This is a genomic window from Enterobacter sp. Li2LvB3, from assembly GCF_056156645.1.
Genome location: NZ_JBSICG010000018.1, coordinates 42,215 through 65,290, shown reverse-complemented (window position 1 = coordinate 65,290; position 23,076 = coordinate 42,215). Strand labels below are relative to the sequence as shown.

General features: G+C 53.2%; 15 protein-coding genes. 6 read left to right on the top strand and 9 right to left on the bottom strand.

The window, feature by feature from the left end:
* Positions 1 to 18: 18 nt before the first annotated feature.
* From ACS603_RS15570 to ACS603_RS15550, 5 genes are all read right to left on the bottom strand, one after another.
* The gene (locus tag ACS603_RS15570) at positions 19 to 1,662 is read right to left on the bottom strand and encodes a multidrug ABC transporter permease/ATP-binding protein (protein ID WP_474944535.1); all 1,644 of its coding nucleotides are present in this window, start codon (positions 1,660 to 1,662) and stop codon (positions 19 to 21) included.
* Positions 1,663 to 1,738: 76 nt separating this feature from the next.
* Positions 1,739 to 2,389: a DNA oxidative demethylase AlkB gene (gene alkB, locus ACS603_RS15565; RefSeq protein WP_182061829.1), complete on the bottom strand. Its 651-nt coding sequence runs from the start codon at positions 2,387 to 2,389 to the stop codon at positions 1,739 to 1,741.
* Positions 2,389 to 3,447 (bottom strand): bifunctional DNA-binding transcriptional regulator/O6-methylguanine-DNA methyltransferase Ada, encoded by a 1,059-nt coding sequence (gene ada, locus ACS603_RS15560; RefSeq protein WP_474944551.1) that lies wholly within the window; start codon positions 3,445 to 3,447, stop codon positions 2,389 to 2,391. Before ada ends, alkB begins: the two co-directional genes overlap by 1 nt.
* Before the next feature lie 72 nt (positions 3,448 to 3,519).
* The gene (apbE, locus tag ACS603_RS15555) at positions 3,520 to 4,578 is read right to left on the bottom strand and encodes an FAD:protein FMN transferase ApbE (RefSeq protein ID WP_315686241.1); all 1,059 of its coding nucleotides are present in this window, start codon (positions 4,576 to 4,578) and stop codon (positions 3,520 to 3,522) included.
* Positions 4,579 to 4,694: 116 nt separating this feature from the next.
* Positions 4,695 to 5,801 carry a porin OmpC gene (locus ACS603_RS15550; protein ID WP_182061832.1) on the bottom strand — a complete coding sequence of 369 codons (1,107 nt, stop codon included), beginning with the start codon at positions 5,799 to 5,801 and terminating at the stop codon, positions 4,695 to 4,697.
* A 741-nt stretch (positions 5,802 to 6,542) separates the two neighbouring features.
* On the opposite strand from ACS603_RS15550, the gene rcsD reads away from it, so the two are divergent.
* The gene (rcsD, locus tag ACS603_RS15545; protein ID WP_182061833.1) at positions 6,543 to 9,215 is read left to right on the top strand and encodes a phosphotransferase RcsD; all 2,673 of its coding nucleotides are present in this window, start codon (positions 6,543 to 6,545) and stop codon (positions 9,213 to 9,215) included.
* Positions 9,216 to 9,231: 16 nt separating this feature from the next.
* Positions 9,232 to 9,882, top strand: a complete 651-nt coding sequence (rcsB, locus tag ACS603_RS15540) for a response regulator transcription factor RcsB (protein WP_003859405.1) — start codon at positions 9,232 to 9,234, stop codon at positions 9,880 to 9,882.
* A gap of 79 nt (positions 9,883 to 9,961) precedes the next feature.
* Here the strand turns inward: rcsB and rcsC are convergent, their stop codons facing one another.
* Positions 9,962 to 12,808, bottom strand: a complete 2,847-nt coding sequence (gene rcsC / locus ACS603_RS15535) for a two-component system sensor histidine kinase RcsC (RefSeq protein WP_182061834.1) — start codon at positions 12,806 to 12,808, stop codon at positions 9,962 to 9,964.
* A 136-nt stretch (positions 12,809 to 12,944) separates the two neighbouring features.
* Positions 12,945 to 15,581, bottom strand: a complete 2,637-nt coding sequence (gyrA, locus tag ACS603_RS15530; RefSeq protein ID WP_395675375.1) for a DNA topoisomerase (ATP-hydrolyzing) subunit A — start codon at positions 15,579 to 15,581, stop codon at positions 12,945 to 12,947.
* A 132-nt stretch (positions 15,582 to 15,713) separates the two neighbouring features.
* Here gyrA and ubiG point away from each other — a divergent pair, with 132 nt between their 5' ends.
* The 4 genes from ubiG to yfaE all read left to right on the top strand — a co-directional run bounded on the left by ubiG (position 15,714) and on the right by yfaE (position 20,513).
* Positions 15,714 to 16,442: a bifunctional 2-polyprenyl-6-hydroxyphenol methylase/3-demethylubiquinol 3-O-methyltransferase UbiG gene (ubiG, locus tag ACS603_RS15525; protein WP_474944534.1), complete on the top strand. Its 729-nt coding sequence runs from the start codon at positions 15,714 to 15,716 to the stop codon at positions 16,440 to 16,442.
* A 349-nt stretch (positions 16,443 to 16,791) separates the two neighbouring features.
* Positions 16,792 to 19,077, top strand: coding sequence for a class 1a ribonucleoside-diphosphate reductase subunit alpha (gene nrdA / locus ACS603_RS15520; protein ID WP_182061837.1), 2,286 nt, complete (start codon positions 16,792 to 16,794; stop codon positions 19,075 to 19,077).
* A gap of 51 nt (positions 19,078 to 19,128) precedes the next feature.
* The gene (gene nrdB, locus ACS603_RS15515; RefSeq protein WP_182061838.1) at positions 19,129 to 20,259 is read left to right on the top strand and encodes a class Ia ribonucleoside-diphosphate reductase subunit beta; all 1,131 of its coding nucleotides are present in this window, start codon (positions 19,129 to 19,131) and stop codon (positions 20,257 to 20,259) included.
* Entirely contained in the window at positions 20,259 to 20,513 is a 255-nt protein-coding gene (gene yfaE, locus ACS603_RS15510) for a class I ribonucleotide reductase maintenance protein YfaE (protein WP_182061839.1), read from the top strand. The genes nrdB and yfaE overlap by 1 nt, the downstream gene beginning before the upstream one ends.
* Before the next feature lie 24 nt (positions 20,514 to 20,537).
* Here the strand turns inward: yfaE and glpQ are convergent, their stop codons facing one another.
* Positions 20,538 to 21,590: a glycerophosphodiester phosphodiesterase gene (gene glpQ, locus ACS603_RS15505; protein ID WP_182061840.1), complete on the bottom strand. Its 1,053-nt coding sequence runs from the start codon at positions 21,588 to 21,590 to the stop codon at positions 20,538 to 20,540.
* 11 nt (positions 21,591 to 21,601) lie between these two features.
* On the bottom strand, positions 21,602 to 22,954 hold the full coding sequence (glpT, locus tag ACS603_RS15500; protein WP_182061841.1) for a glycerol-3-phosphate transporter: 1,353 nt from the start codon (positions 22,952 to 22,954) through the stop codon (positions 21,602 to 21,604).
* Positions 22,955 to 23,076: the final 122 nt, after the last annotated feature.

The window sequence follows — 23,076 nt, the reverse complement described above, 5'->3', positions numbered from 1 at the left end:
CACCCGGCACACAAACTCTTACGCCGTACGCGCCACCGCATCACGGGACGCAGCATCGCGCTCTTTACCTATCAACTCACTCAACTGTCCGTCACGCATCTCCAGCAGGCGATCGGCGTGAATGAAGTAGTGATCGTCGTGGCTGATGGCAAAGATGGTTTTGCCCATTTCCTGCATCAACGGCAACAGCACCTGATAAAATTCGCGGCGGAAATGCGGATCCTGATCGGCGGCCCACTCATCCAGCAGGATGATGTCACGCTCCTCCGCCAGCGCCAGCAGCAGCGCCACGCGTTTCTTCTGCCCTTTGGACAGCTTGAGGTTCAGGATCTTGCCCTCTTTCAACTCCAGCTTATGCGACATTTGCAGATGCGAAAGCCACTTCTCCACCAAAGCCGGATTCGCCTGCTGCCCCTCTGATCCCAGCAGTTGCTCGAACAGCCAGACATCGGTGAACACCGCTGAAAACAGCTTGCGGTAGTCCTCCGGTTTCTCTGCGTTCAGCGTATTGCCATCCAGCAGGATCTCACCGGACTGCGGCTGGTATAGCCCGGTCAGTAACATCGCCAGTGTTGATTTCCCGCTGCCGTTACCGCCAATAAGGAAAAGCAGCTCACCCCGGTGAATGGTGAGATTAACCGGACCAACCGAAAACGCGTTGTCCTGGTAGCGGAAAGTCACATTACGCAGTTCCAGGGTTTTCCAGTCCGGGAATGCCTTAGGGCGCGGGAACTCGGCCTTAAACGGCGCGAGGTCGAATTTTTTCAGTTTGTTGAAAGCTACCTGGGCGCTCAGCAGCGTCGGCAGGGCCCCTACGGCAGAAAGCAGCGGCGTGCGCAAAAACAGCAGCGTCAGCGAGTAGGTCGCCGCGACATTGGTGTCAGCCCATCCCAGACTGTTTGCCATCCAGAACACCAGGCCAATGGCACCCAGCATCATGATGTTTGACCAGTTCACCGCGCTCAGGTGGAAGGTATCCGCCCGGATAATGTGATGACGATACTCGCGGGCATCCGGGATATAGAGATGATTAAAGATATGCTCGGCACGTTCGCGGTTCAGCGTCAGCTCTTTGCGCCCTTCCAGCACCGTCTGATAATCGTTATAGAGCTTATCTTCCGTTTCACGCAGCACCGCCATGTGTTTATAGACACGCGCCACCAGCAGGTAACCGCCCCAGATGGTGACCACAATCCACAGCGCGGTCACTGCCAGCATTTTGGTTGAGAGCCAGGCAAGATAAGCCGCCGAGCCAAAGGTCAAAATAATCCCCTGCACCAGCTCCGGCAGACGCACAAATGCGATGGTAATGGCACGCACATCGCTGGTCAGCCCCGCCAGCAGAGAAGCACTGCCGAGTTGCTCGACGCGCTCTACCTGGGTGTCCAGAATTCGCTTGATAAACTCGCTACGCAGGCGATAAACAAAGTGGTGGCCCAGCGCGGTTAACGCCAGCTGGGAGCCTAACGTCACGGCCATCAACAGTAACAGCAAACCCAGAAACTCTGGCAGAACGGACAATGACGTGTCGACCATTTCAATCAGTCGCACATTGATGAACGCGATCAGGCCAATACCTAACGCCGCGCTGGCCAGGCTTAATGCCATCACCGCCATAAAAGGCCAGCGGTACTGACGCCAGACAAGAAGAAGTAGTTGCATACAGAGCAATCCAGGCAATAAAAATCAGCCAGCAGTGTAAACTGCCCCGTGCCCACATCAAGAATAATTCTTATTTTTATTCGCTATACGCTGCCTGACGGAAGGTCAGGTTATAGCGGAACGCTTGCGTCTGCGGATGAAAACCCGGTTTAAGCGGCTGAATACCGTGATAGTAGAGTCGCGATTCCCCGCCCCACACCACCACGTCGCCATGCTCCAGCATCAGGCGTTTCAGCGGATCGTTACGCCGCAATCCGCCAAACTGAAAGACCGCCTGCAGCCCTAAAGAGACTGAGACGATGGGCGCCCGTAAATCCGGCTCATCTTTATCCTGATGCAGCGAGAGCTTCGCGCCGACGGCATAACGGTTAATCAGGCAGGCATCCGGGGTAAAATCGGCATAACCCGCAGCCACGGCGGCATCATGGCACAACGCCAGAAACGCATCGGGCATGGCTGGCCAGTGGTTACCCGTTATTGGATCTACTGGGGCGTAAAGATAACCGCGATCGTCCGTCGTCCAGCCTAACCTGCCGCAGTTGGTCATCGCCACTGACATGGTATAGCCGCCCGGCGTCACCATATGGCGAAACGGCGAGCGTGCCGCGACGGTATTTATACCGTCAAACAGCGCCGCCGCGCGGGATAGCGCAAAACGACGCAGGATCACCGCGCCCGGTGCCAGCGGCTCTTGCCAGGGTTCAGCCTCTGCGAACAGATCGAGCATTATCCCTCCCGGTTTTTCGCTTCACGTTGTAATAACAGCGCCTTGCGCGCAGTGCCCCAGCGGTAGCCTGAAAGTGCGCCATCGTTGCGCACCACCCGATGACAGGGGATCACTATCGCCAGCTTATTGGCAGCACATGCCCCGGCAACGGCGCGCACCGCGGCGGGTTTCCCAATGGTTTTCGCCACCTGCTGATAGCTTGCCGTTTCACCGCAGGGGATGGCGCGCAACGCCTGCCAGACCTGCTGCTGGAAAGCGGTGCCGCGAATATCCAGCGGTAACGTTAACGGGGTATTTTGGTTGTCGAGGCTTGCGATAACCTGGCGAACCCGCAGCGCAAAAGCGCCGTCCGCAGGCTCGGGCTGGGCATGGGGAAACAGGGAATGCAGCTCATCCGTTAACGTCGCGTCGTCATCACCCAGCAAAATAGCGCAGATCCCCCGCTCGCTTTCCGCCACCAGGCAGCGGCCTAAGGTGCAGTTACTCAGCGCGTAATGCACCGCAACGTCACCTTTACGGTACTGTTTTGCGGTCATACCCAACGCGCTATCGGCTTTACGATAATAACTGCTGCTGTCGGGAAAACCTGCGGCCAGCACGGCATCGGTAATTTTATCGCCCTGTGCCAGCGCACTGCGCAGGCGACGATCGCGTGCTGCCTGCTGCCAGGCTTTGGGCGTCATGCCGGTGATGGATTTAAACAGGCGATGGAAATGGAATGGACTCATCGCCACCTGCTGCGAAAGCAGTTCAAGGGTAATGGACGAGTCATGTTCCAGCAGACGGCAGGCCTGTTCGACTTTTGCCAGTTTCTGCTCCTGCGGGTCACGTTTATCCGGCATACAGCGCTTGCAGGGGCGAAAGCCATCCTGCCCCGCATGTTGGGCATCAGGATAAAAGCGAACATTTTTGCGCAGCGCATGGCGTGCCCGGCAGGACGGGCGGCAAAAGATACCGGTCGTTTGCACGGCAAAGACAAACTGATTATCGGCGCGTGGATCGCGGGCGAGCACGGCCTGCCAGCGATCCTCATCGGTTTTAAAGGTCAGGTTTTTCATCATCGGCTCCTCTTACAAGCATACTCTTACCTTGCCTGAGTGCCACCGGACAAAAACCCGTAACCTTGCTTTTTAATTTTGTTCGCTCACGAGGAAACTTTCAAACTGCGGGGAGCTCCAGGTTTTAAACCCATCGCCCTCTTTGGTTATCATGTACACCGCAAGGCCTTCCTGACGCACCACCTCTTTAGCCTTTTCCGGGCCAAGGACCATTAACCCGGTGTCCCAGGCATCGGCTTCCAGGGCGGTCGGGGCGATCACCGTCACGGACACCAGATTGTGTTCGATCGGACGCCCCGTTTGCGGATCGATAACATGTGAAATGCGTTTGCCGTCCAGCTCGTAATAGTTGCGGTAGCTGCCGGACGTACTGATCCCGTGGCCGTTGATATCTACAATTGCCTGCACGGCGTTTTGTTGATCGGTCGGTTTTTGAATGGCCACGCGCCACGCTTTGCCCGTGGCGTTCATCCCCCGGCTGACTAAGGCTCCACCTACCGACACCAGATAACGCGAGATCCCTTCCTGGGTCATCAGTGCCGCAAGGTGATCGGCGGCATAGCCCTCTCCTACCGTTGAGAGATCGACAAACAAATCAGGAATGTCTTTTTGCAGATACTGCTGCCCGTACTGATTAATCACCGTTAAATGCTGCAAACCCGTTCTGGCGCGCGCATCATCAATAGCCGCCTGATCGGGCGTTGTCACCGGCTGTTTATTCGGACCAAATCCCCACAGGTTTACCAGCGGCCCAACTGTGACATCCATAGCGCCGTTTGTTTTATAACCCACGCGCATCGCCTCGGTCACGATATCAGCCATCGCTTCACTTACAGGCCAGAGCGAGGTGCTTTTCGAGAGGTTAAAGCGCATCAGCGCAGAGTCATTTTTGTATGTGGAAAGCAGTTGATCGTCGGCATCAAGCTGTGCCTGAATTTTACCGCGCAGATCGTCGGCACGTGCACTATCGAGGTGCATCACGCTGACACGCCAGAAGGTGCCCATCGTTTTGCCTTCCAGAACGGTTGCCGCTGGGGTGTCTGTTTTCGCCACCGGGGGGGTGGAAGAGTCACATGCTGTCAGGAAAAAAAGGGTAGCCAGAAAGCTGGCGCGTAAAAAAGTCATGTCCATTCATTATTATCCTCATGCCAGGCCGGCAAGAGTACACCAAAAAGGGTCATTTGTAAGACCCCAAAAAAAGTATGAAAAAAGGGGCCAGATGGCCCCTTTGTAATACTGAGAAGCGATTAGAACTGGTAAACCAGACCCAGCGCTACGATGTCATCAGTACCGATACCAGCCTGTTTGGTGAAGTTGTTGTCATCCAGCAGGTTGATTTTGTAGTCCACGTAGGTAGACATGTTTTTGTTGAAGTAGTAAGTCGCGCCAACATCAACATATTTCAGCAGATCTTCGTCGCCGTAACCTTCGATGTCCTTACCTTTAGACTGGAGGTAAGCCACGGAAGGACGCAGGCCGAAGTCGAACTGGTACTGAGCAACCACTTCGAAGTTCTGCGCTTTGTTTGCAAAACCGTAGATGTCGCTGCTGCTCTGGGAGTTACCAAAACGGGTTGCGTTATAGGTCTGAGAGTACTGAGCGGCCAGATAGATGTTGTTCGCATCATATTTCAGACCACCAGAGTAGACTTCAGCGTGATCGCCGTTACCCAGCGCTGCGGTGTTGTTCTGATCGTAAGTACGTTTGGAAGAAGACATAGCACCACCGATGCTGAAGCCTTCGCCCAGGTTGTAGGTCAGGGATGCACCGTAACCGTCACCGTTCTGTTTCAGGGTGCTACGACCGGTGTTGTTCTCACCGTCTACGCTACCGTTTTTGCCCTGATACTGAAGAGCAAAATTCAGGCCATCAACCAGACCAAAGAAGTCCTGGTTACGGTAGGTTGCTACGCCGTTAGCACGGGATTGCAGGAAGTTATCTGCACCGTAGGTGTCGCCGCCGAATTCTGGCAGAACGTCGGTCCAGGAGGTCACGTCGTAGATAACGCCGTAGTTACGACCGTAATCGAAAGAACCCGCATCGGCGAATTTCAGACCTGCGAACGCAACACGCGTCCAGGCCTGGTTGTCGCTTTCAGAGGTATTACCCTGAATCTGGTATTCCCATTGGCCATAACCGGTCAGCTGATCGTTAACCTGAGTTTCGCCTTTGAAGCCGATACGCATGTAGGTCTGGTCGCCGTCGTTACCTTTGTCGTCGGAGAAATAGTGCAGGCCGTCGACTTTACCGTACAGATCTAATTTGTTGCCGTCTTTGTTATAAATTTCAGCCGCATTTGCTGCGCCTGCTACCAGCAGTGCTGGTACCAGGAGGGACAGTACTTTAACTTTCATGTTATTAACCCTCTGTTATATGCCTTATTATTACCACTGCTTACTGATTAACCCTCTTAACCAGTCGGCAATTTCATTCTCCTTAAAATTACAGAATAATCCAACGGGAATATGATACGAAAACTTTGAAGATGTTTCATTTTCCACTCAAGATGTTTCATTTTGTAAATTCACGGGAACTTTTACAAAGCACGAAGAGCTTAGAAATATAGCACTTATAATCAAACGAAAAAGTTCACCATACAAAATCAATGAGTTACATTGAAAAATGTTACAGCACTGAATGACAAAACAAAATCCAGCAAAATCACTAAAATAACTCTCGCTATCATCATTAACTTTATTTATTACCGTCATTCAGTTTTGAATGTCTGTTTATCCCTAATTGAACCGAATGCTGAGCATTCGGTTTTTTTTTACCTTTCTTTACGTAATTATATTTTCGTTGTGCTACCGCCATGAAATCATAACGACTATTAATTAAATACAACCGAAATCATCTCTCCGTATTCACTGTTGCTACAAACCATAATTTCTTGTTAAATCGTGCTATTTTCTGAACCTCGCCGCTCCTTATTTGTACAAACGTGCGCGAGTTGTACACGTTTAATGCAACGTTGTGCAGGGATAATCGCCACGGAAAAAGTCATCTATTCACAGGCTACGGCGCTGGAAATTCAGTTATTACCCTTTATACTGCCCTATCCCATTAAAGCGCGGCCATCACGGGTTAACATATCAATGAGTCAGTCTGAAACCACCGCCCCGAACAAATTCTCCCTTCTTCCCGGGAGCATCACCCGTTTCTTTCTTCTGTTGATCGTCGTGCTGTTAGTCACGATGGGGGTGATGGTTCAGAGTGCGGTTAATGCCTGGCTGAAGGATAAAAGCTATCAGGTCGTGGATATCACCCATGCGGTGCATAAGCGCATCGATACATGGCGATACGCCACCTGGCAGATTTACGACAATATTGCCGCAGCGCCTGCAACGTCATCCGGAGAAGGGTTACAGGAAACGCGCCTTAAGCAGGACGTTTACTACCTGGAAAAACCGCAGCGTAAAACAGAAGCGCTCATTTTCGGTTCGCACGACAGCGCAACGCTTGAGATGACCCAGCGCATCTCCTCGTACCTTGATACCCTTTGGGGTGCAGAAACAGTGCCGTGGTCGATGTACTACCTGAACGGTCAGGACAACAGCATGATCCTGATTTCGACCTTACCGCTCAAAGATCTCTCCTCCGGGTTTAAAGAAACCACGGTGGGCAGCATTGTGGATTCCCGTCGTGCAGAAATGCTGCAACAGGCTAACGCGCTTGATGAACGCGAGAGTTTCTCTTCATTACGCCGCCTTGCCTGGCAGAACGGTCACTACTTTACGCTTCGTACCACCTTCAATCAGCCTGGGCATCTGGCGACCGTGGTGGCATTTGATCTGCCTATCAACGACCTGATCCCACCCGATATGCCGCTGGACAGCTTCCGTCTCGACCCCGATAACAACACGCAAAACATGCGCACGCCGCCGGAGAAAGAAGGCGCTGAAAGTGTCGCTATCTCCTTCAACGGCTCGAAGATAGAGATAGCCTCCTCGCTGAACTCAACCGGGATGCGCCTGGTGTGGCAAGTGCCATTTGGCACCTTACTGCTTGATACACTGCAAAACATTTTACTGCCGTTGCTGCTGAACATTGGTCTGCTGGCGCTGGCGCTTTTTGGTTACAGCACTTTCCGTTTTCAGCCCGGGCGTCAGAGCGAAACCGCATCTGTCCCGGCGGGAACCAGTAATGAACTGCGCATACTGCGGGCGTTGAATGAAGAGATTATTTCCGTTCTGCCGCTTGGAGTACTGGTTCACGACCAGGAGGCGAACCGCACGGTGATGAGCAATAAGATTGCCGATCACCTGCTGCCGCATCTTAACCTGCAAAACATCACCACCATGGCGGATCAGCACCAGGGTGTGATTCAGGCCACCATCAATAATGAACTGTATGAAATCCGTCAGTTCCGCAGCCAGGTCGCTTCCCGCACGCAAATCTTTATTATCCGCGACCAGGATCGTGAAGTGCTGGTCAACAAGAAGCTCAAGCAGGCGCAGCGACTTTACGAGAAAAACCAGCAGGGTCGTGCGGCATTTATGCAGAATATTGGCGAGGCATTTAAACGCCCATTGAAAGCCCTCGCGAGCGGTGTGGCCAGCATCAACACGCCTGAAGGTCATCAGATAGCCAGCCAGGCGGATTCACTGGTTCGCCTGGTGGATGAAATTCAGCTGGCGAATATGCTGGAAAATGACAGCTGGAAAGGAAGCTCTACCCTCTTCTCTATCCAGGATTTGATCGACGAAGTGGTCCCTGAAGTGCTGCCGGTCATTAAACGCAAAGGCCTGCAACTACTGATCAACAACCACTTGCCTGCCAATGACGAACGCCACGGCGATCGGGAAGCACTGCGCCGTATTCTGCTGATGCTGATTCAGTATTCTGTGACCACTACCCAGATTGGCAAGGTGACGCTCGAGGTCAGCACCGACGAATCGGCTGACGACAGGCTGACGTTCCGTATTCTGGATACCGGAGAAGGCGTCACCCCGAGTGAAATTGATAATCTGCACTTCCCGTTCCTGAACGATACCCAGAACGATCACTACGGCAAAGCCAATGCCCTGACCTTCTGGCTGTGCGATCAGCTGGCGCGCAAACTTGGCGGGCATCTGAATATCAAAGCCCGAGAGTCGCTCGGCACCCGCTATTCTCTGCATGTGAAAATGGCCGCGAATCCGCAAGAAGAAGATGAAGAACGCCTGCTGGATGAAGTGACGGTGATGGTTGATGTGACCTCAAATGAGATCCGCAATATCGTGGTTCGTCAGTTAGAAAACTGGGGAGCAGCGTGCATCACGCCTGATGAAAGGCTCACGAGTCAAGAATTTGATCTGTTTTTAACAGATAATCCGTCTAATCTTACAGCCTCCGGCTTGCTTTTAAGCGATGATGAGCCAGGCGTGCGAAAAATCGGCCCAGGCCAGATGCGCGTCAACTTTAATATGAGCAATGCTATGCAGGAAGCTGTACTACAACTAATAGAAGAACAGCTGGCGCAAGAAGAGATCCTGGAGTCCCCTTTGGGCGGTGACGAAAATGCCGAACTCCATGCCAGTGGCTACTATTCACTCTTTGTTGATACAGTACCAGATGATGTTAAGCGGTTGTATACTGAGTCCGCTGCGAATGATTTTGCAGCGCTGGCACAGACAGCACACCGGCTTAAAGGGGTGTTTGCCATGCTTAATCTGGTTCCCGGCAAGCAGTTATGTGAAACGCTGGAACATCTAATTCGTGAGAAAGATGCCTCTGGCATTGAAAAATATATCAGCGACATTGACGCCTACGTCAAAAGCTTGCTGTAGCAAGGTAGCCTAATACATGAACAATATGAACGTAATTATTGCCGATGACCATCCGATTGTACTGTTCGGTATTCGCAAATCACTTGAACAGATCGAGTGGGTGAATGTAGTCGGTGAATTTGAAGACTCCACAGCACTGATCAATAACCTCCCAAAGCTTGATGCCCACGTGCTCATTACCGATCTCTCCATGCCTGGGGACAAGTACGGTGATGGGATCACGCTTATCAAATACATTAAACGCCATTTCCCGGACATCTCGATTATTGTTCTGACCATGAACAACAACCCGGCGATTTTAAGCGCCGTGCTGGATCTGGATATCGAAGGGATTGTGCTGAAACAAGGCGCGCCGACCGATCTGCCAAAAGCGCTGGCCGCGTTGCAGAAAGGCAAGAAATTCACCCCTGAAAGCGTTTCCCGTCTGCTGGAGAAAATCAGCGCGGGTGGCTACGGTGACAAACGCCTGTCGCCAAAAGAGAGTGAAGTTCTGCGCCTGTTCGCTGAAGGTTTCCTGGTGACAGAGATTGCCAAGAAGCTGAACCGCAGTATTAAAACCATCAGTAGCCAGAAGAAATCAGCCATGATGAAACTGGGTGTGGATAACGATATTGCACTGCTGAACTATCTCTCCTCCGTTACGCTGAGCGCGACGGACAAGGATTGATCCCCGGCGGGTGTGCGACCTGATGCCCTCACCCACTGGGAGAGGGAGAACAAACAAAAAGGCCCTTACGGGCCTTTTTTTATTTCCGCGTTTTTCTCACGCGATCGGCATAAATTGACAACGTCTGCTTGAGCACGTCCAGCGTCACCGGTTTCGACAGACAGCTATCCATGCCGGATTCCAGACAGCGCTGTTTCTCTTCCGCCAGCGCATTTGCCGTCACCCCCACCACCGGCAGAGTCAGGCCAAGCTGGCGAATACGCTGCGTCAGGCGATAACCGTCCATGTTCGGCATGTTGACGTCGCTTAACACGATATCGATGTGGTTTTTACTCAGGACATTCAGGGCATCCACGCCGTCATTGGCGGTTTTACACTGGTAACCCAGAGAGCCTAACTGGTCGGCAAGCAGTCGACGGTTAATTGGGTGATCGTCCACCACCAGAATCATCATATCGTCGTTCTCAGACGCCAGAGATTCTGGTGACGGCAGCGCCGCAGCCCCTTCGCTGTCTTCCAGCTGAACGCTGTAAATACGCGCCAGCAGCCCCAAAATTTCATGCGGCGTGGCGACACTGTGGATCCATTCCCCGGGAGCGCGTTCAAGCGGGATGCCGATATGACGACGGCAGAACGTGACCACGCCTCTTCCCGTCCAGGCCTGTTCCAGCTCGTCATCGGTGACCAGTATATCGTCAGCGTCCGGCGTTTGCCCTTCATAACGCGAAACCCGCATCCCGCTGTTGCTCAGCAATGAGACCAGGAAATCATGCAGCGAGGCGTTGTGAACGACCAGCCAGCAGCGCTTGCCGTTCAGCCCATCCAGCGTTGATTTCACCGGATACTGCGCCGAATAGAGCGGAATACGGATGGTGAACTGGCTCCCCATACCGGGTTCGGTGTCTACGGAGATATCGCCGTCCATCATACTGATCAGTTTTTCACAAATTGCCAGCCCCAGCCCTGTACCCTGGAAGTTACGCTGCACACCGGTACCGACCTGGAAGAACGGGTCAAACAGGCGAACGACTTCCTTTGCCGGGATCCCCACACCCGTATCACGCACGCGAATGCTCAGGTAATCCCCATCGTGGCCGACATGCAGCACAATACACCCGATGTCGGTAAACTTAATGGCATTGCTCAGCAGGTTAGAAATCACCTGCTGTAAACGCATCGGATCGCCCTGTAGCGTCAGCGGCACATCCGGTTCGATAAAGCAGTAAAGTCCGAGCTGTTTGCGCACCACCAGCGGCATGTAGTTGGCGCTGATGTGGTTCATCACTTCACGCGGGGAGAACTCGCGCGGCTCAATTTTCAGTTGCTCAGATTCAATTTTGGAGAAGTCGAGGATATCACTGATGATTTTCAGCAGCAGGCTCGACGAGTTGTTCATTGCCGTTACCAGGCGCTCAACGCCGTTTGGCAACTCTTTGGTTTGCAGAAGATCGAGGTTACCGATGATCCCGTACAGCGGGGTTCGCAGTTCATGGCTGACTGTCGCAAGGAACATGGATTTCGACTGGCTGGCCTGCTCTGCCGCCTGGGCCATCTCCTGCAATGACTCTTCCATTTTCACGCGGGCAGAAACATCCACCAGTACACAAATCGCCACGTTTTCATTGCGATAGCGGGAATGGACGAAACTGATTTGCAGGTTGGTATGGGTGCTGGTCAGCACATCAACAAAGTTAACCTGTTGCCCACAGATAATCTGCGTCAACCGTTGCCTGTCTTCATGCGTCAGCATGTTCAGGTAGTTATGCGCCAGCTCGTTACTGAGGATGTTCGTACCATCCTGGGTGCGCAGGATACAGATACCCACCGGGGCGGAAGCAACAATCTTACGGTTAAATTGCTCGTGCTCTTCCAGCCTCTGCGCGTCAATTTCCGCCGGGATAAAGATTTTCCGCTCGTACATACGCGCCAGTGTAAACAGCGCAATCCCGACCAGGACATTAAGAATAATGGCGTTGAGGATAAGGATTCGAATCCGCTCCAGCACCATGTCCACTGGCACGGAGTAAACAATGCTGAGCGAAGACGGGGGTAAACTTTTCTTCAGCACCAGCTCACGAAAACCAGACGTATAGCCAAACCAGGAACGTTCCTGCATCCAGTGGGAATCGACTTTTAACCGGTTTTCCGGCCCGGTCAGTGAAATCAGGGCATGACCATTTTCATCCAGAACGGTCACGCCCATCGGCAGGCTACCAGGAGTGAAGAAGTTCTCCATACGGATGGTTTGTTCAATGCCCAGCAGTGCCTGTAAGCGATTCCCCAGATAGACCGGCGTCAGGGCATAGAAATAACCCACGCCCATACGCGGCCCCTGGCTTATCCAGAAAAGATTGTTGCCGCGCTCGTCCTGCGGCGCATTACGGTACTTCACGATCCGTTCATGCAGGCTTTTCAGGGCGTCATCGCGCTCAACCGGAACATCACGCAGACCGAAATCAGCCATACACAGGTTGTCGCTGCCTATCAGGAAGACGCGATTAAGATCATAGGCGGCAGAAAAATTATCGCGCCAGTAGCGCATAAACCAGGCCAGTGATTCCAGTGACCCTCGCCAGGTGTTGCCCATTGCAGAGCAGTCAGAGTCCGGGAACAAAGGTTCGAAGTCCGGCACTTCCGTTTTGTCATTACGCCCGCGCGTGGCAAGCACCCCGTTTTCCGCCGTCAGGCGGTTTTCAGCGATGTACTTCAGCTCTTTCATCACATCAGAGGTGCGCTGAATATAACGCTGAGCCTGATCGGAACTGAGATTGAACTCCTGGCGGATCTCAGATTCTTTCTGGTGTAGCGCGTTTACGATGTAAAACACCGAGAACAGGGCCACCAGCAACCAAAGCAAAAGCGCCAACGCCCGGAACAGATAGCGAGAAACTTTAAGCGTGGTACGAAAGGAAACGAGGTATTTCAAGGGGGCGAGGCTCCGCCGTCGGGGTCAAAAAGAATGTGGTTTAAGGTAGCGGTAAACGCGCCTTGTCGCAACGTTCACTTGTCTGCATCTGAAAAAGAAAAGGGCCGGAATCCGGCCCTTTTTGCATCAGGAGACATTACTCTTCAGCGTCATCCGCTGCATCATCGTCGGTGTCGGCTTCTGGCGCGATTTCATCATCGCCTTCTGCTGCGCTACCGTCGATAGAGTCGAGCTCTTCGTCATCCACTGGCTCTGCCACACGTTGCAGACCCACGACGTTTTCATCTTCCGCAGTACGGATGAGGATAACGCCCTGGGTGTTACGGCCAACCACGCTGATCTCGGAAACACGTGTACGCACCAGCGTACCGGCATCGGTGATCATCATGATCTGGTCGGTATCATCTACCTGAACCGCGCCCACAACGGAACCGTTGCGCTCAGTCACTTTAATAGAGATAACGCCCTGCGTGCCACGGGACTTGGTCGGATATTCAGTTTCCGCCGTACGTTTACCATAGCCGTTCTGCGTCACGGTCAGGATTGCACCTTCACCGCGCGGAACGATCAGGGAAACCACGGAGTCTTCGCCCGCCAGTTTGATCCCACGAACGCCGGTCGCCGTACGACCCATCGCACGTACCGCGTTCTCTTTAAAGCGCACCACTTTACCGGCGGCGGAGAACAGCATCACTTCATCAGAACCGGAGGTCAGATCCACGCCAATCAGTTCATCGCCTTCGTTCAGATTCACCGCGATAATACCGGCAGAACGTGGACGGCTGAACTCGGTCAGTGCGGTTTTCTTCACGGTACCGCTTGCGGTCGCCATAAAGACGTTCACACCTTCCGCATACTCACGTACTGGCAGGATAGCGGTGATACGCTCGTTCGCTTCCAGCGGCAGCAGGTTGACTATCGGACGACCACGCGCGCCACGGCTCGCTTCTGGCAACTGATACACTTTCATCCAGTACAGACGACCACGGCTGGAGAAGCAGAGGATCGTGTCATGGGTGTTGGCCACCAGCAGGCGGTCGATAAAGTCTTCTTCTTTAATGCGTGCCGCAGATTTACCTTTACCACCACGACGCTGTGCTTCGTAGTCGGTCAACGGCTGATACTTCACATAACCCTGGTGAGACAGGGTAACAACAACGTCTTCCTGGTTGATCAGGTCTTCGATGTTGATGTCCGCAGTATTCGCGGTGATTTCGGTGCGACGCTCATCGCCGAACTGATCGCGGACCAGCTCCAGCTCTTCACGGATCACTTCCATCAGGCGATCTGCGCTACCCAGGATATGCAGCAGCTCAGCAATCTGCTCCAGCAGCTCTTTGTACTCGTCGAGCAGTTTTTCATGCTCAAGGCCGGTCAGTTTCTGCAAACGCAGATCCAGAATGGCCTGGGCCTGCTGTTCAGTCAGGTAATACTGACCATCACGCACGCCAAACTCTGGCTCCAGCCACTCAGGACGCGCAGCGTCATCGCCCGCACGTTCAAGCATTGCCGATACATTACCCAGCTCCCACGGACGCGCAATCAGAGAGGCTTTCGCTTCAGCTGGCGTCGGCGCACGACGGATCAACTCGATGATCGGATCGATGTTAGCCAGAGCAACGGCCAGCGCTTCAAGGATGTGCGCACGATCGCGTGCTTTACGCAGTTCGAAAATAGTACGGCGAGTCACCACTTCACGGCGGTGACGCACGAACGCGCTCAGGATCTCTTTCAGGTTCATGATCTTCGGCTGACCATGGTGCAGTGCGACCATGTTGATACCGAAGGAGACCTGAAGCTGAGTCTGGGAATACAGGTTGTTCAGAACAACCTCACCCACCGCGTCGCGTTTGATTTCAATCACGATGCGCATCCCGTCTTTGTCAGACTCGTCACGCAGCGCGCTGATACCTTCAACACGTTTTTCTTTTACCAGCTCGGCGATTTTCTCAATCAGACGAGCCTTGTTCACCTGATACGGGATCTCGTGAACAATAATGGTTTCACGGCCGGTTTTGGCGTCGGCTTCTACTTCGGCGCGGGCACGGATGTAGATCTTGCCGCGACCGGTGCGATACGCTTCTTCGATACCACGACGACCGTTGATGATCGCCGCCGTCGGGAAGTCCGGCCCCGGAATGTGTTCCATCAGCCCTTCAATGCTGATCTCTTCATCGTCGATAAAGGCCAGGCAGCCGTTGATCACTTCCGTGATGTTATGCGGTGGGATGTTGGTTGCCATCCCGACTGCGATACCGGACGAACCGTTAACCAACAGGTTCGGGATCTTGGTTGGCATGACGTCTGGGATGCGTTCGGTGCCGTCGTAGTTATCGACGAAATCAACGGTCTCTTTTTCCAGGTCGGCCATCAGCTCATGGGCGATTTTCGACATACGGATTTCCGTATAACGCATCGCCGCAGCGGAGTCGCCGTCGACCGAACCAAAGTTACCCTGTCCATCTACCAGCATGTAACGCAGGGAGAATGGCTGCGCCATACGGACGATCGTGTCATAAACGGCAGTATCACCATGCGGGTGATATTTACCGATAACGTCACCCACGACACGGGCAGATTTTTTATAGGCTTTATTCCAGTCATTGCCCAATACGTTCATGGCGTATAGTACGCGACGGTGTACCGGCTTAAGGCCATCGCGGACGTCCGGCAGCGCACGGCCAACAATGACCGACATCGCATAGTCCAGATAGGAGCTCTTCAGCTCTTCCTCGATGTTAACCGGTGTAATTTCTCTCGCAAGGTCGCTCATCTAACCGCTATCCCTCTACTGTATCCCGGATTCAAAGGTCGCAAATTATAACACACCCACAGGGTTATAAACCAATTTGGTTTATTATCCTGATATACTGCCCCGTCTTTAAATTACGGAGTAAAAGCGTCCATGAATGCCGAAAAATCCCCGGTGGCTCACAACGTTGACCATGAAGAGATTGCCAAATTCGAAGCGGTGGCGTCCCGCTGGTGGGATCTCGAAGGTGAGTTTAAACCTCTGCACCGTATTAACCCGCTGCGTCTGGGCTATATCGCGGAGCGTTCCGGCGGTCTGTTCGGGAAAAAAGTGCTCGATGTTGGTTGTGGCGGCGGCATCCTGGCGGAAAGCATGGCACGCGAAGGGGCAACAGTTACCGGCCTGGACATGGGGTTTGAACCTTTGCAGGTTGCGCGCTTGCACGCGCTGGAGTCCGGTGTGCAGGTCGAGTATGTGCAAGAAACTGTCGAGGAACATGCAGCGAAGCACGCCCATCAGTACGATGTGGTGACCTGCATGGAGATGCTCGAACACGTACCCGACCCACAGTCGGTGGTGAATGCCTGTGCAAAACTGGTTAAACCCGGCGGCCAGGTGTTTTTCTCCACCATTAACCGTAACGGTAAAGCCTGGCTGATGGCCGTGGTCGGTGCAGAATATGTCCTGCGCATGGTGCCGAAAGGGACACATGATGTGAAGAAATTCATCAAGCCTGCTGAATTACTGAGCTGGGTGGATCGCACATGGCTCAAAGAGCAGCACATCACGGGTCTGCATTACAATCCATTAACAGACAAATTCAAGCTCGCCCCGGGTGTTGATGTTAACTATATGTTGCATACAACAGCCAAAAATGACTAACGTCATCAAATAATCTTATAAAGATTGCGCGACATCATGTTGCGCAATTTTGACCTCCCGTTGAAGAAATCAGCACTCGATCAAATTTTGAATTTTTTTTCTAAATTATTGACATGTCTTCCAGGCCTTACGGTACGAGGACTTAGGCTTTTTTACCCTTTCACAACCTCAATTTAACGTCAAAATCAACCCTTGTGCTGAAATGATTCGATACTAGAATACTCACCATATAGCGTTTATCTTATCGCAAACCCCCTATATGTAGTATTTATCCACAGAGTTAGTCACAAGGCTGCCCTGTGGATAAACGGGGGATATTTTTTTATTTCACGGACAGGTAAAAACCCACATGAATCAGAGTCTGCTGGTGACAAAACGCGACGGTACTACCGAGCGTATCAATCTGGACAAAATCCATCGAGTTCTCGACTGGGCAGCAGAAGGACTGAACAACGTATCTATTTCCCAGGTTGAACTGCGTTCCCATATCCAGTTCTACGACGGCATCAAAACGTCTGATATTCACGAAACCATCATCAAAGCAGCGGCAGATCTGATCTCCCGCGAAGCACCGGATTATCAGTACCTGGCTGCACGCCTGGCCATTTTCCACCTGCGTAAAAAAGCCTACGGCCAGTTTGAGCCGCCAGCGCTGTTTGACCACGTCGTGAAAATGGTTGAGTTAGGAAAATACGACACGCATCTGCTGGAAGACTACACGGAAGAAGAGTTCGAGCAGATGAACGGGTTTATCGATCACTGGCGCGATATGAACTTCTCCTACGCGGCAGTGAAACAGCTTGAAGGTAAATACCTGGTTCAGAACCGTGTAACCGGCGAAATCTACGAGAGCGCCCAGTTCCTCTATATTCTGGTTGCTGCCTGCCTGTTCTCTAACTATCCGCGTGATACCCGTCTGGAATACGTGAAGCGTTTCTACGATGCGGTGTCGACGTTCAAGATTTCTCTGCCAACGCCAATCATGTCTGGCGTGCGCACCCCTACCCGTCAGTTCAGCTCCTGCGTACTGATCGAGTGTGGCGACAGCCTGGATTCCATCAACGCCACCTCCAGCGCCATTGTGAAATACGTCTCCCAGCGTGCCGGTATCGGTATCAACGCCGGTCGTATTCGCGCCCTGGGTAGCCCAATTCGCGGCGGCGAAGCGTTCCACACCGGCTGTATCCCGTTCTATAAGCACTTCCAGACGGCAGTGAAATCCTGCTCTCAGGGCGGCGTGCGTGGTGGTGCAGCAACCCTGTTCTACCCAATGTGGCATCTGGAAGTTGAAAGCCTGCTGGTACTGAAAAACAACCGTGGTGTTGAAGGCAACCGCGTGCGCCACATGGACTACGGCGTGCAGATCAACAAACTGATGTACACCCGTCTGCTGAAAGGTGAAGAGATCACCCTGTTCAGCCCGTCCGACGTCCCGGGCCTGTACGATGCCTTCTTCGCCGATCAGGATGAGTTTGAGCGTCTGTACACCAAATACGAAAAAGACGACAGCATCCGTAAGCAACGCGTGAAAGCGGTAGACCTGTTCTCTCTGATGATGCAGGAACGTGCCTCTACTGGCCGTATCTACATTCAGAACGTTGACCACTGCAACACTCACAGCCCGTTCGACCCGGCTGTTGCGCCAGTGCGCCAGTCTAACCTGTGCCTGGAAATCGCCCTGCCAACCAAACCGCTGGACGATGTAAACGACGAAAACGGTGAAATTGCGCTGTGTACGCTGTCTGCTTTCAACCTGGGTGCCATTAAGAGCCTGGACGAGCTGGAAGAGCTGGCTGTGCTGGCTGTACGCGCACTCGATGCCCTGCTGGATTACCAGGATTACCCAATCCCGGCGGCAAAACGTGGCGCAATGGGTCGTCGTACCCTGGGTATTGGCGTGATCAACTTCGCCTACTGGCTGGCGAAAAACGGCAAGCGTTACTCTGACGGCAGCGCCAACAACCTGACCCACCAGACGTTTGAAGCAATTCAGTATTACCTGATGAAAGCGTCCAACGAGCTGGCGAAAGAGCAAGGTGCGTGTCCGTGGTTTAACGAAACCACTTACGCGAAAGGCATTCTGCCAATCGACACCTATAAGAAAGACCTGGATGCGATCGTCAGCGAACCGCTGCACCTCGACTGGGAAGGTTTGCGCGAGTCCATCAAAACGCACGGCCTGCGTAACTCTACGCTCTCTGCCCTGATGCCGTCCGAGACCTCTTCGCAGATCTCTAACGCCACCAACGGTATTGAGCCACCACGCGGCCATGTGAGCATCAAAGCATCGAAAGACGGCGTTCTGCGTCAGGTGGTGCCAGATTACGAAACGCTGGGCAACAACTACGAGCTGCTGTGGGAAATGCCAAACAACGACGGTTACCTGCAGCTGGTGGGTATCATGCAGAAGTTTATCGACCAGTCGATCTCTGCGAATACCAACTATGACCCAACGCGCTTCCCGTCTGGCAAGGTTCCGATGCAGCAACTGCTGAAAGACCTGCTCACTGCCTATAAATTTGGCGTGAAAACCCTGTACTATCACAACACCCGTGATGGTGCTGAAGACGCCCAGGACGACATGGTACCGTCAATTCAGGACGATGGCTGCGAAAGCGGCGCATGTAAGATCTAATGAAGGGCGGGGATATCCCCGCCTTTATTTCGTAAGACAGGACTCCAATTCATGGCATATACCACCTTTTCACAGACGAAAAACGACCAGCTCAAAGAGCCGATGTTCTTCGGCCAGCCGGTCAACGTGGCACGCTACGATCAGCAAAAATATGACATCTTCGAAAAGCTGATCGAAAAGCAACTCTCCTTCTTCTGGCGCCCGGAAGAAGTTGACGTTTCCCGCGATCGTATTGATTTCCAGGCTCTGCCGGATCACGAAAAGCATATCTTCCTCAGCAACCTGAAGTACCAGACGCTGCTGGACTCTATTCAGGGTCGTAGCCCGAACGTAGCGCTGCTGCCGCTGATCTCGATTCCAGAACTGGAAACCTGGGTTGAAACCTGGGCGTTCTCAGAGACGATCCACTCCCGCTCTTACACCCATATCATCCGCAATATCGTTAACGATCCGGCGGTGGTGTTTGACGATATCGTCACCAACGAGCAGATCCAGAAACGTGCGGAAGGTATTGCGCACTACTACGATGAGCTTATCGAGATGACCAGCTACTGGCATCTGCTGGGCGAAGGCACGCACAACGTGAATGGCAAAACCATTACCGTGAACCTGCGCGCACTGAAAAAGCAACTGTACCTGTGCCTGATGAGCGTAAACGCGCTGGAAGCCATTCGCTTTTACGTAAGCTTCGCCTGCTCCTTCGCTTTCGCTGAGCGCAAACTGATGGAAGGTAACGCTAAAATCATCCGTCTGATCGCCCGTGACGAAGCCCTGCACCTGACCGGCACTCAGCATATGCTGAACCTGCTGCGCAGCGGCGCGGACGACCCGGAAATGGCGGAAATCGCCGAAGAGTGCAAGCAGGAGTGCTACGACCTGTTTGTACTGGCTGCACAGCAAGAGAAAGAGTGGGCAGATTACCTGTTCCGCGATGGCTCCATGATCGGCCTGAACAAAGACATTCTGTGCCAGTATGTTGAGTACATTACCAACATCCGTATGCAGGCTGTTGGCCTTGATCTGCCGTTCCAGACCCGCTCCAACCCGATCCCATGGATCAACACCTGGCTGGTATCCGATAACGTGCAGGTTGCGCCGCAGGAAGTGGAAGTGAGTTCTTATCTTGTCGGTCAGATTGACGCTGAAGTGGATACTGACGACCTGAGCAACTTCCAGCTCTGATGACACGCGTAACGCTCAGTCTTTCTGGTACAGAAGTGCTGTGCCAGGAAGAGCACCCTTCTCTGCTGGTGGCGCTTGAAGCGCATCAGGTTGAGGTAGAGTACCAGTGTCGTGCCGGGTATTGCGGCTCCTGCCGCTGCCGCCTGGTCGCAGGCCAGGTCGACTGGCTGACCGAACCGCTGGCCTTTATCAACGAAGGGGAAATTTTGCCCTGCTGCTGCCGGGCAAAAGGCGATATCGAAATCGAGATGTAAAAAAAGGGCCTTACGGCCCTTTTTCTATTTTAAGAACGTTACTGCTTTATCCGGGAAATCCGTAAACAACCCGTCCACACCCGCCTGGTTATACAACACGTCGTAAAGCTGGTTTACGTCCGTCGCATACTCTGGCAACTGGTCTGCACGCACCGTATACGGATGCACCTGCATTTTGCTGGCGTGTGCTTCTTTCACCATCGCCGTCAGCTTCACGTGGCCCGGCGTTGAACCTTCAGCCACCAGCATATGGTAATCCGGCCCGATGCCGTCGGCGTACTGCGCAATCTGCTTCATCGCGCCAGGCTTAAACATCCAGTCGTAGTTGTAGTTCACCCACTTCCCGTCTGGCTGTTTCTCCTGGGTTTCATTCCAGTCGGTATACGCAATCAGCTGCACCAGATTGAGGTTCATCCCCATTTTTGGCTCCAGCTCGGTTTTAATGCGCTTCAGTTCAGCGGCATCAAAACATTGCAGATAGACTTTGTCCTGTTTGCTGGTGTAGCCGTACTTCTTCAGTACCTCCAGCGTTCTGGCAGCAATGTCCTTGCCTTCCTGATGATGGAACCACGGCGCTTTTATTTCCGGGTAGATGCCAATGTTTTTGCCCGTCGAGTGGTTCAGCCCCTGAACAAACTCTATCTCCTCTTCGAAGGTATGAATGCGGAAATCAGATTTGCCCATCGGGAAACGTCCCGGATAGACCTGCACTTTCTTGCCGTTTTCAATCTCAAAGCCTTCGGTAAATTTCAGCGAGCGAATCTCCGCCAGCGTGAAGTCGATGGCGTAATAGCGCCCGTCTTTACGGGCGCGATCCGGGAAACGTTCGGCCACATCTGTCACACGGTCAAGATAGTGGTCATGCAGGACAACCAGTTGGTCGTCCTTCGTCATCACCAGATCCTGCTCCAGGTAATCCGCGCCCTGCGCATAGGCCATCGCTTTCGCCGGCAGCGTGTGTTCCGGCAGGTAACCGCTCGCGCCACGGTGGGCAATAACAATCTTATCGGCTGCCAGTGCGGAGCCTGTTATCAGACCGGCCAGCAACAGGCCGGTCGCAAGTTGCGTCAATTTCATCGTAATATTCCTTATCGACGACGCGCCAGCACTTCAGCGTGGTGACGTTTTTCACCAATCATCACAACAATCAGCAGCAGTACAGCCAGCACGCTACCGCCAATCATCACCATAAAGCCGCCATCCCAGCCGAAGAAGTCAACGGTATAGCCCACAATGGCGCTCGCCGCGACCGAGCCGCCCAGATAACCAAACAGCCCGGTAAAGCCTGCTGCCGTCCCTGCCGCTTTTTTCGGTGCCAGCTCCAGCGCGTGAAGGCCAATCAGCATCACCGGGCCATAAATCAGGAAGCCAATTACGATCATACAGGCCATATCCACACCCGGGTTGCCCGGCGGGTTGAGCCAGTAAACCACGGTAGCGATGGTCACCAGGGTCATAAAGAACACGCCCGTGGCACCACGGTTGCCTCTGAACACTTTGTCCGACATCCACCCACACAGCAGCGTGCCTGGGATCCCGGCATATTCATACAGGAAGTAAGCCCAGGAAGATTTATCCAGCGCGAAGTGCTTAACCTCTTTCAGGTAAGTTGGCGACCAGTCGAGGATGCCGTAACGCAAGAGGTAGACAAACACGTTCGCCACTGCGATGTACCACAGCAGTTTATTGGGCAGCACATACTTCATGAAGATCTGTTTCGCCGTCAGCTCTTCTTCGTGTTGCTCGCTGTAATCATCCGGGTAGTCATTTTTATACTCTTCAATCGCTGGCAGACCGCAGGACTGCGGCGTATCGCGCATCAGCGCGAAGGCAAAAATGGCTACCACAATTGCGCCAAAGGCAGGCATGTAGAGTGCGGCTTTCCAGTCGTTGAACCAGGCCATCCCCAGCAGGAACAGCAGCGGCGGAATACCGCCACCCACGTTATGCGCACAGTTCCACACCGACACGATGCCGCCACGTTCTTTCTGCGACCACCAGTGCACCATGGTACGTCCGCACGGCGGCCACCCCATCCCCTGGAACCAGCCGCACAGGAACAGCAGCACAAACATAACGGCAATGCTCGACGTCGCCCATGGCACAAAGCCCATAAACAACATCACTGCGGCCGCCAGAATCAGACCGGCAGGCAAGAAAACGCGCGGATTCGAACGATCCGACACCGACCCCATAATGAATTTAGAAAAACCGTAGGCAATTGAAATCCCGGACAGCGCGAACCCCAGGTCACCGCGCGAGAAACCCTGCTCTACCAGATACGGCATGGCGAGCGCAAAGTTCTTACGTACCAGATAGTAAGCCGCGTACCCGAAGAAAATCCCGAGGAAGATTTGCCAACGCAGGCGACGGTAAAGCGGATCGATTTCTGCCTCTGGCAGACGCGCCCGATGTGGGGCAGGTTTGAAGATACTGAGCATGATAGCCTCCGTGGCCGTATTTGAATTTTCAGAGGGTTATCTACCCCCTAACTCCAGAGAGGCGGCGATGTTAAAAAATCACAGTGATTGTTACTGTGAAACAACGCACAGATTGTTACAGA

Bases quoted from the DNA above. Each gene is read 5' to 3' on its own strand.
- gyrA (WP_395675375.1), bottom strand. From the start codon at position 15,581: ATGAGCGACCTTGCGAGAGAAATTACACCGGTTAACATCGAGGAAGAG.
- ubiG (WP_474944534.1), top strand. From the start codon at position 15,714: ATGAATGCCGAAAAATCCCCGGTGGCTCACAACGTTGACCATGAAGAG.
- rcsB (WP_003859405.1), top strand. From the start codon at position 9,232: ATGAACAATATGAACGTAATTATTGCCGATGACCATCCGATTGTACTG.
- nrdB (WP_182061838.1), top strand. From the start codon at position 19,129: ATGGCATATACCACCTTTTCACAGACGAAAAACGACCAGCTCAAAGAG.
- rcsD (WP_182061833.1), top strand. From the start codon at position 6,543: ATGAGTCAGTCTGAAACCACCGCCCCGAACAAATTCTCCCTTCTTCCC.
- glpT (WP_182061841.1), bottom strand. From the start codon at position 22,954: ATGCTCAGTATCTTCAAACCTGCCCCACATCGGGCGCGTCTGCCAGAG.
- yfaE (WP_182061839.1), top strand. From the start codon at position 20,259: ATGACACGCGTAACGCTCAGTCTTTCTGGTACAGAAGTGCTGTGCCAG.
- ada (WP_474944551.1), bottom strand. From the start codon at position 3,447: ATGAAAAACCTGACCTTTAAAACCGATGAGGATCGCTGGCAGGCCGTG.
- ACS603_RS15550 (WP_182061832.1), bottom strand. From the start codon at position 5,801: ATGAAAGTTAAAGTACTGTCCCTCCTGGTACCAGCACTGCTGGTAGCA.
- nrdA (WP_182061837.1), top strand. From the start codon at position 16,792: ATGAATCAGAGTCTGCTGGTGACAAAACGCGACGGTACTACCGAGCGT.
- ACS603_RS15570 (WP_474944535.1), bottom strand. From the start codon at position 1,662: ATGCAACTACTTCTTCTTGTCTGGCGTCAGTACCGCTGGCCTTTTATG.
- glpQ (WP_182061840.1), bottom strand. From the start codon at position 21,590: ATGAAATTGACGCAACTTGCGACCGGCCTGTTGCTGGCCGGTCTGATA.
- apbE (WP_315686241.1), bottom strand. From the start codon at position 4,578: ATGGACATGACTTTTTTACGCGCCAGCTTTCTGGCTACCCTTTTTTTC.
- alkB (WP_182061829.1), bottom strand. From the start codon at position 2,389: ATGCTCGATCTGTTCGCAGAGGCTGAACCCTGGCAAGAGCCGCTGGCA.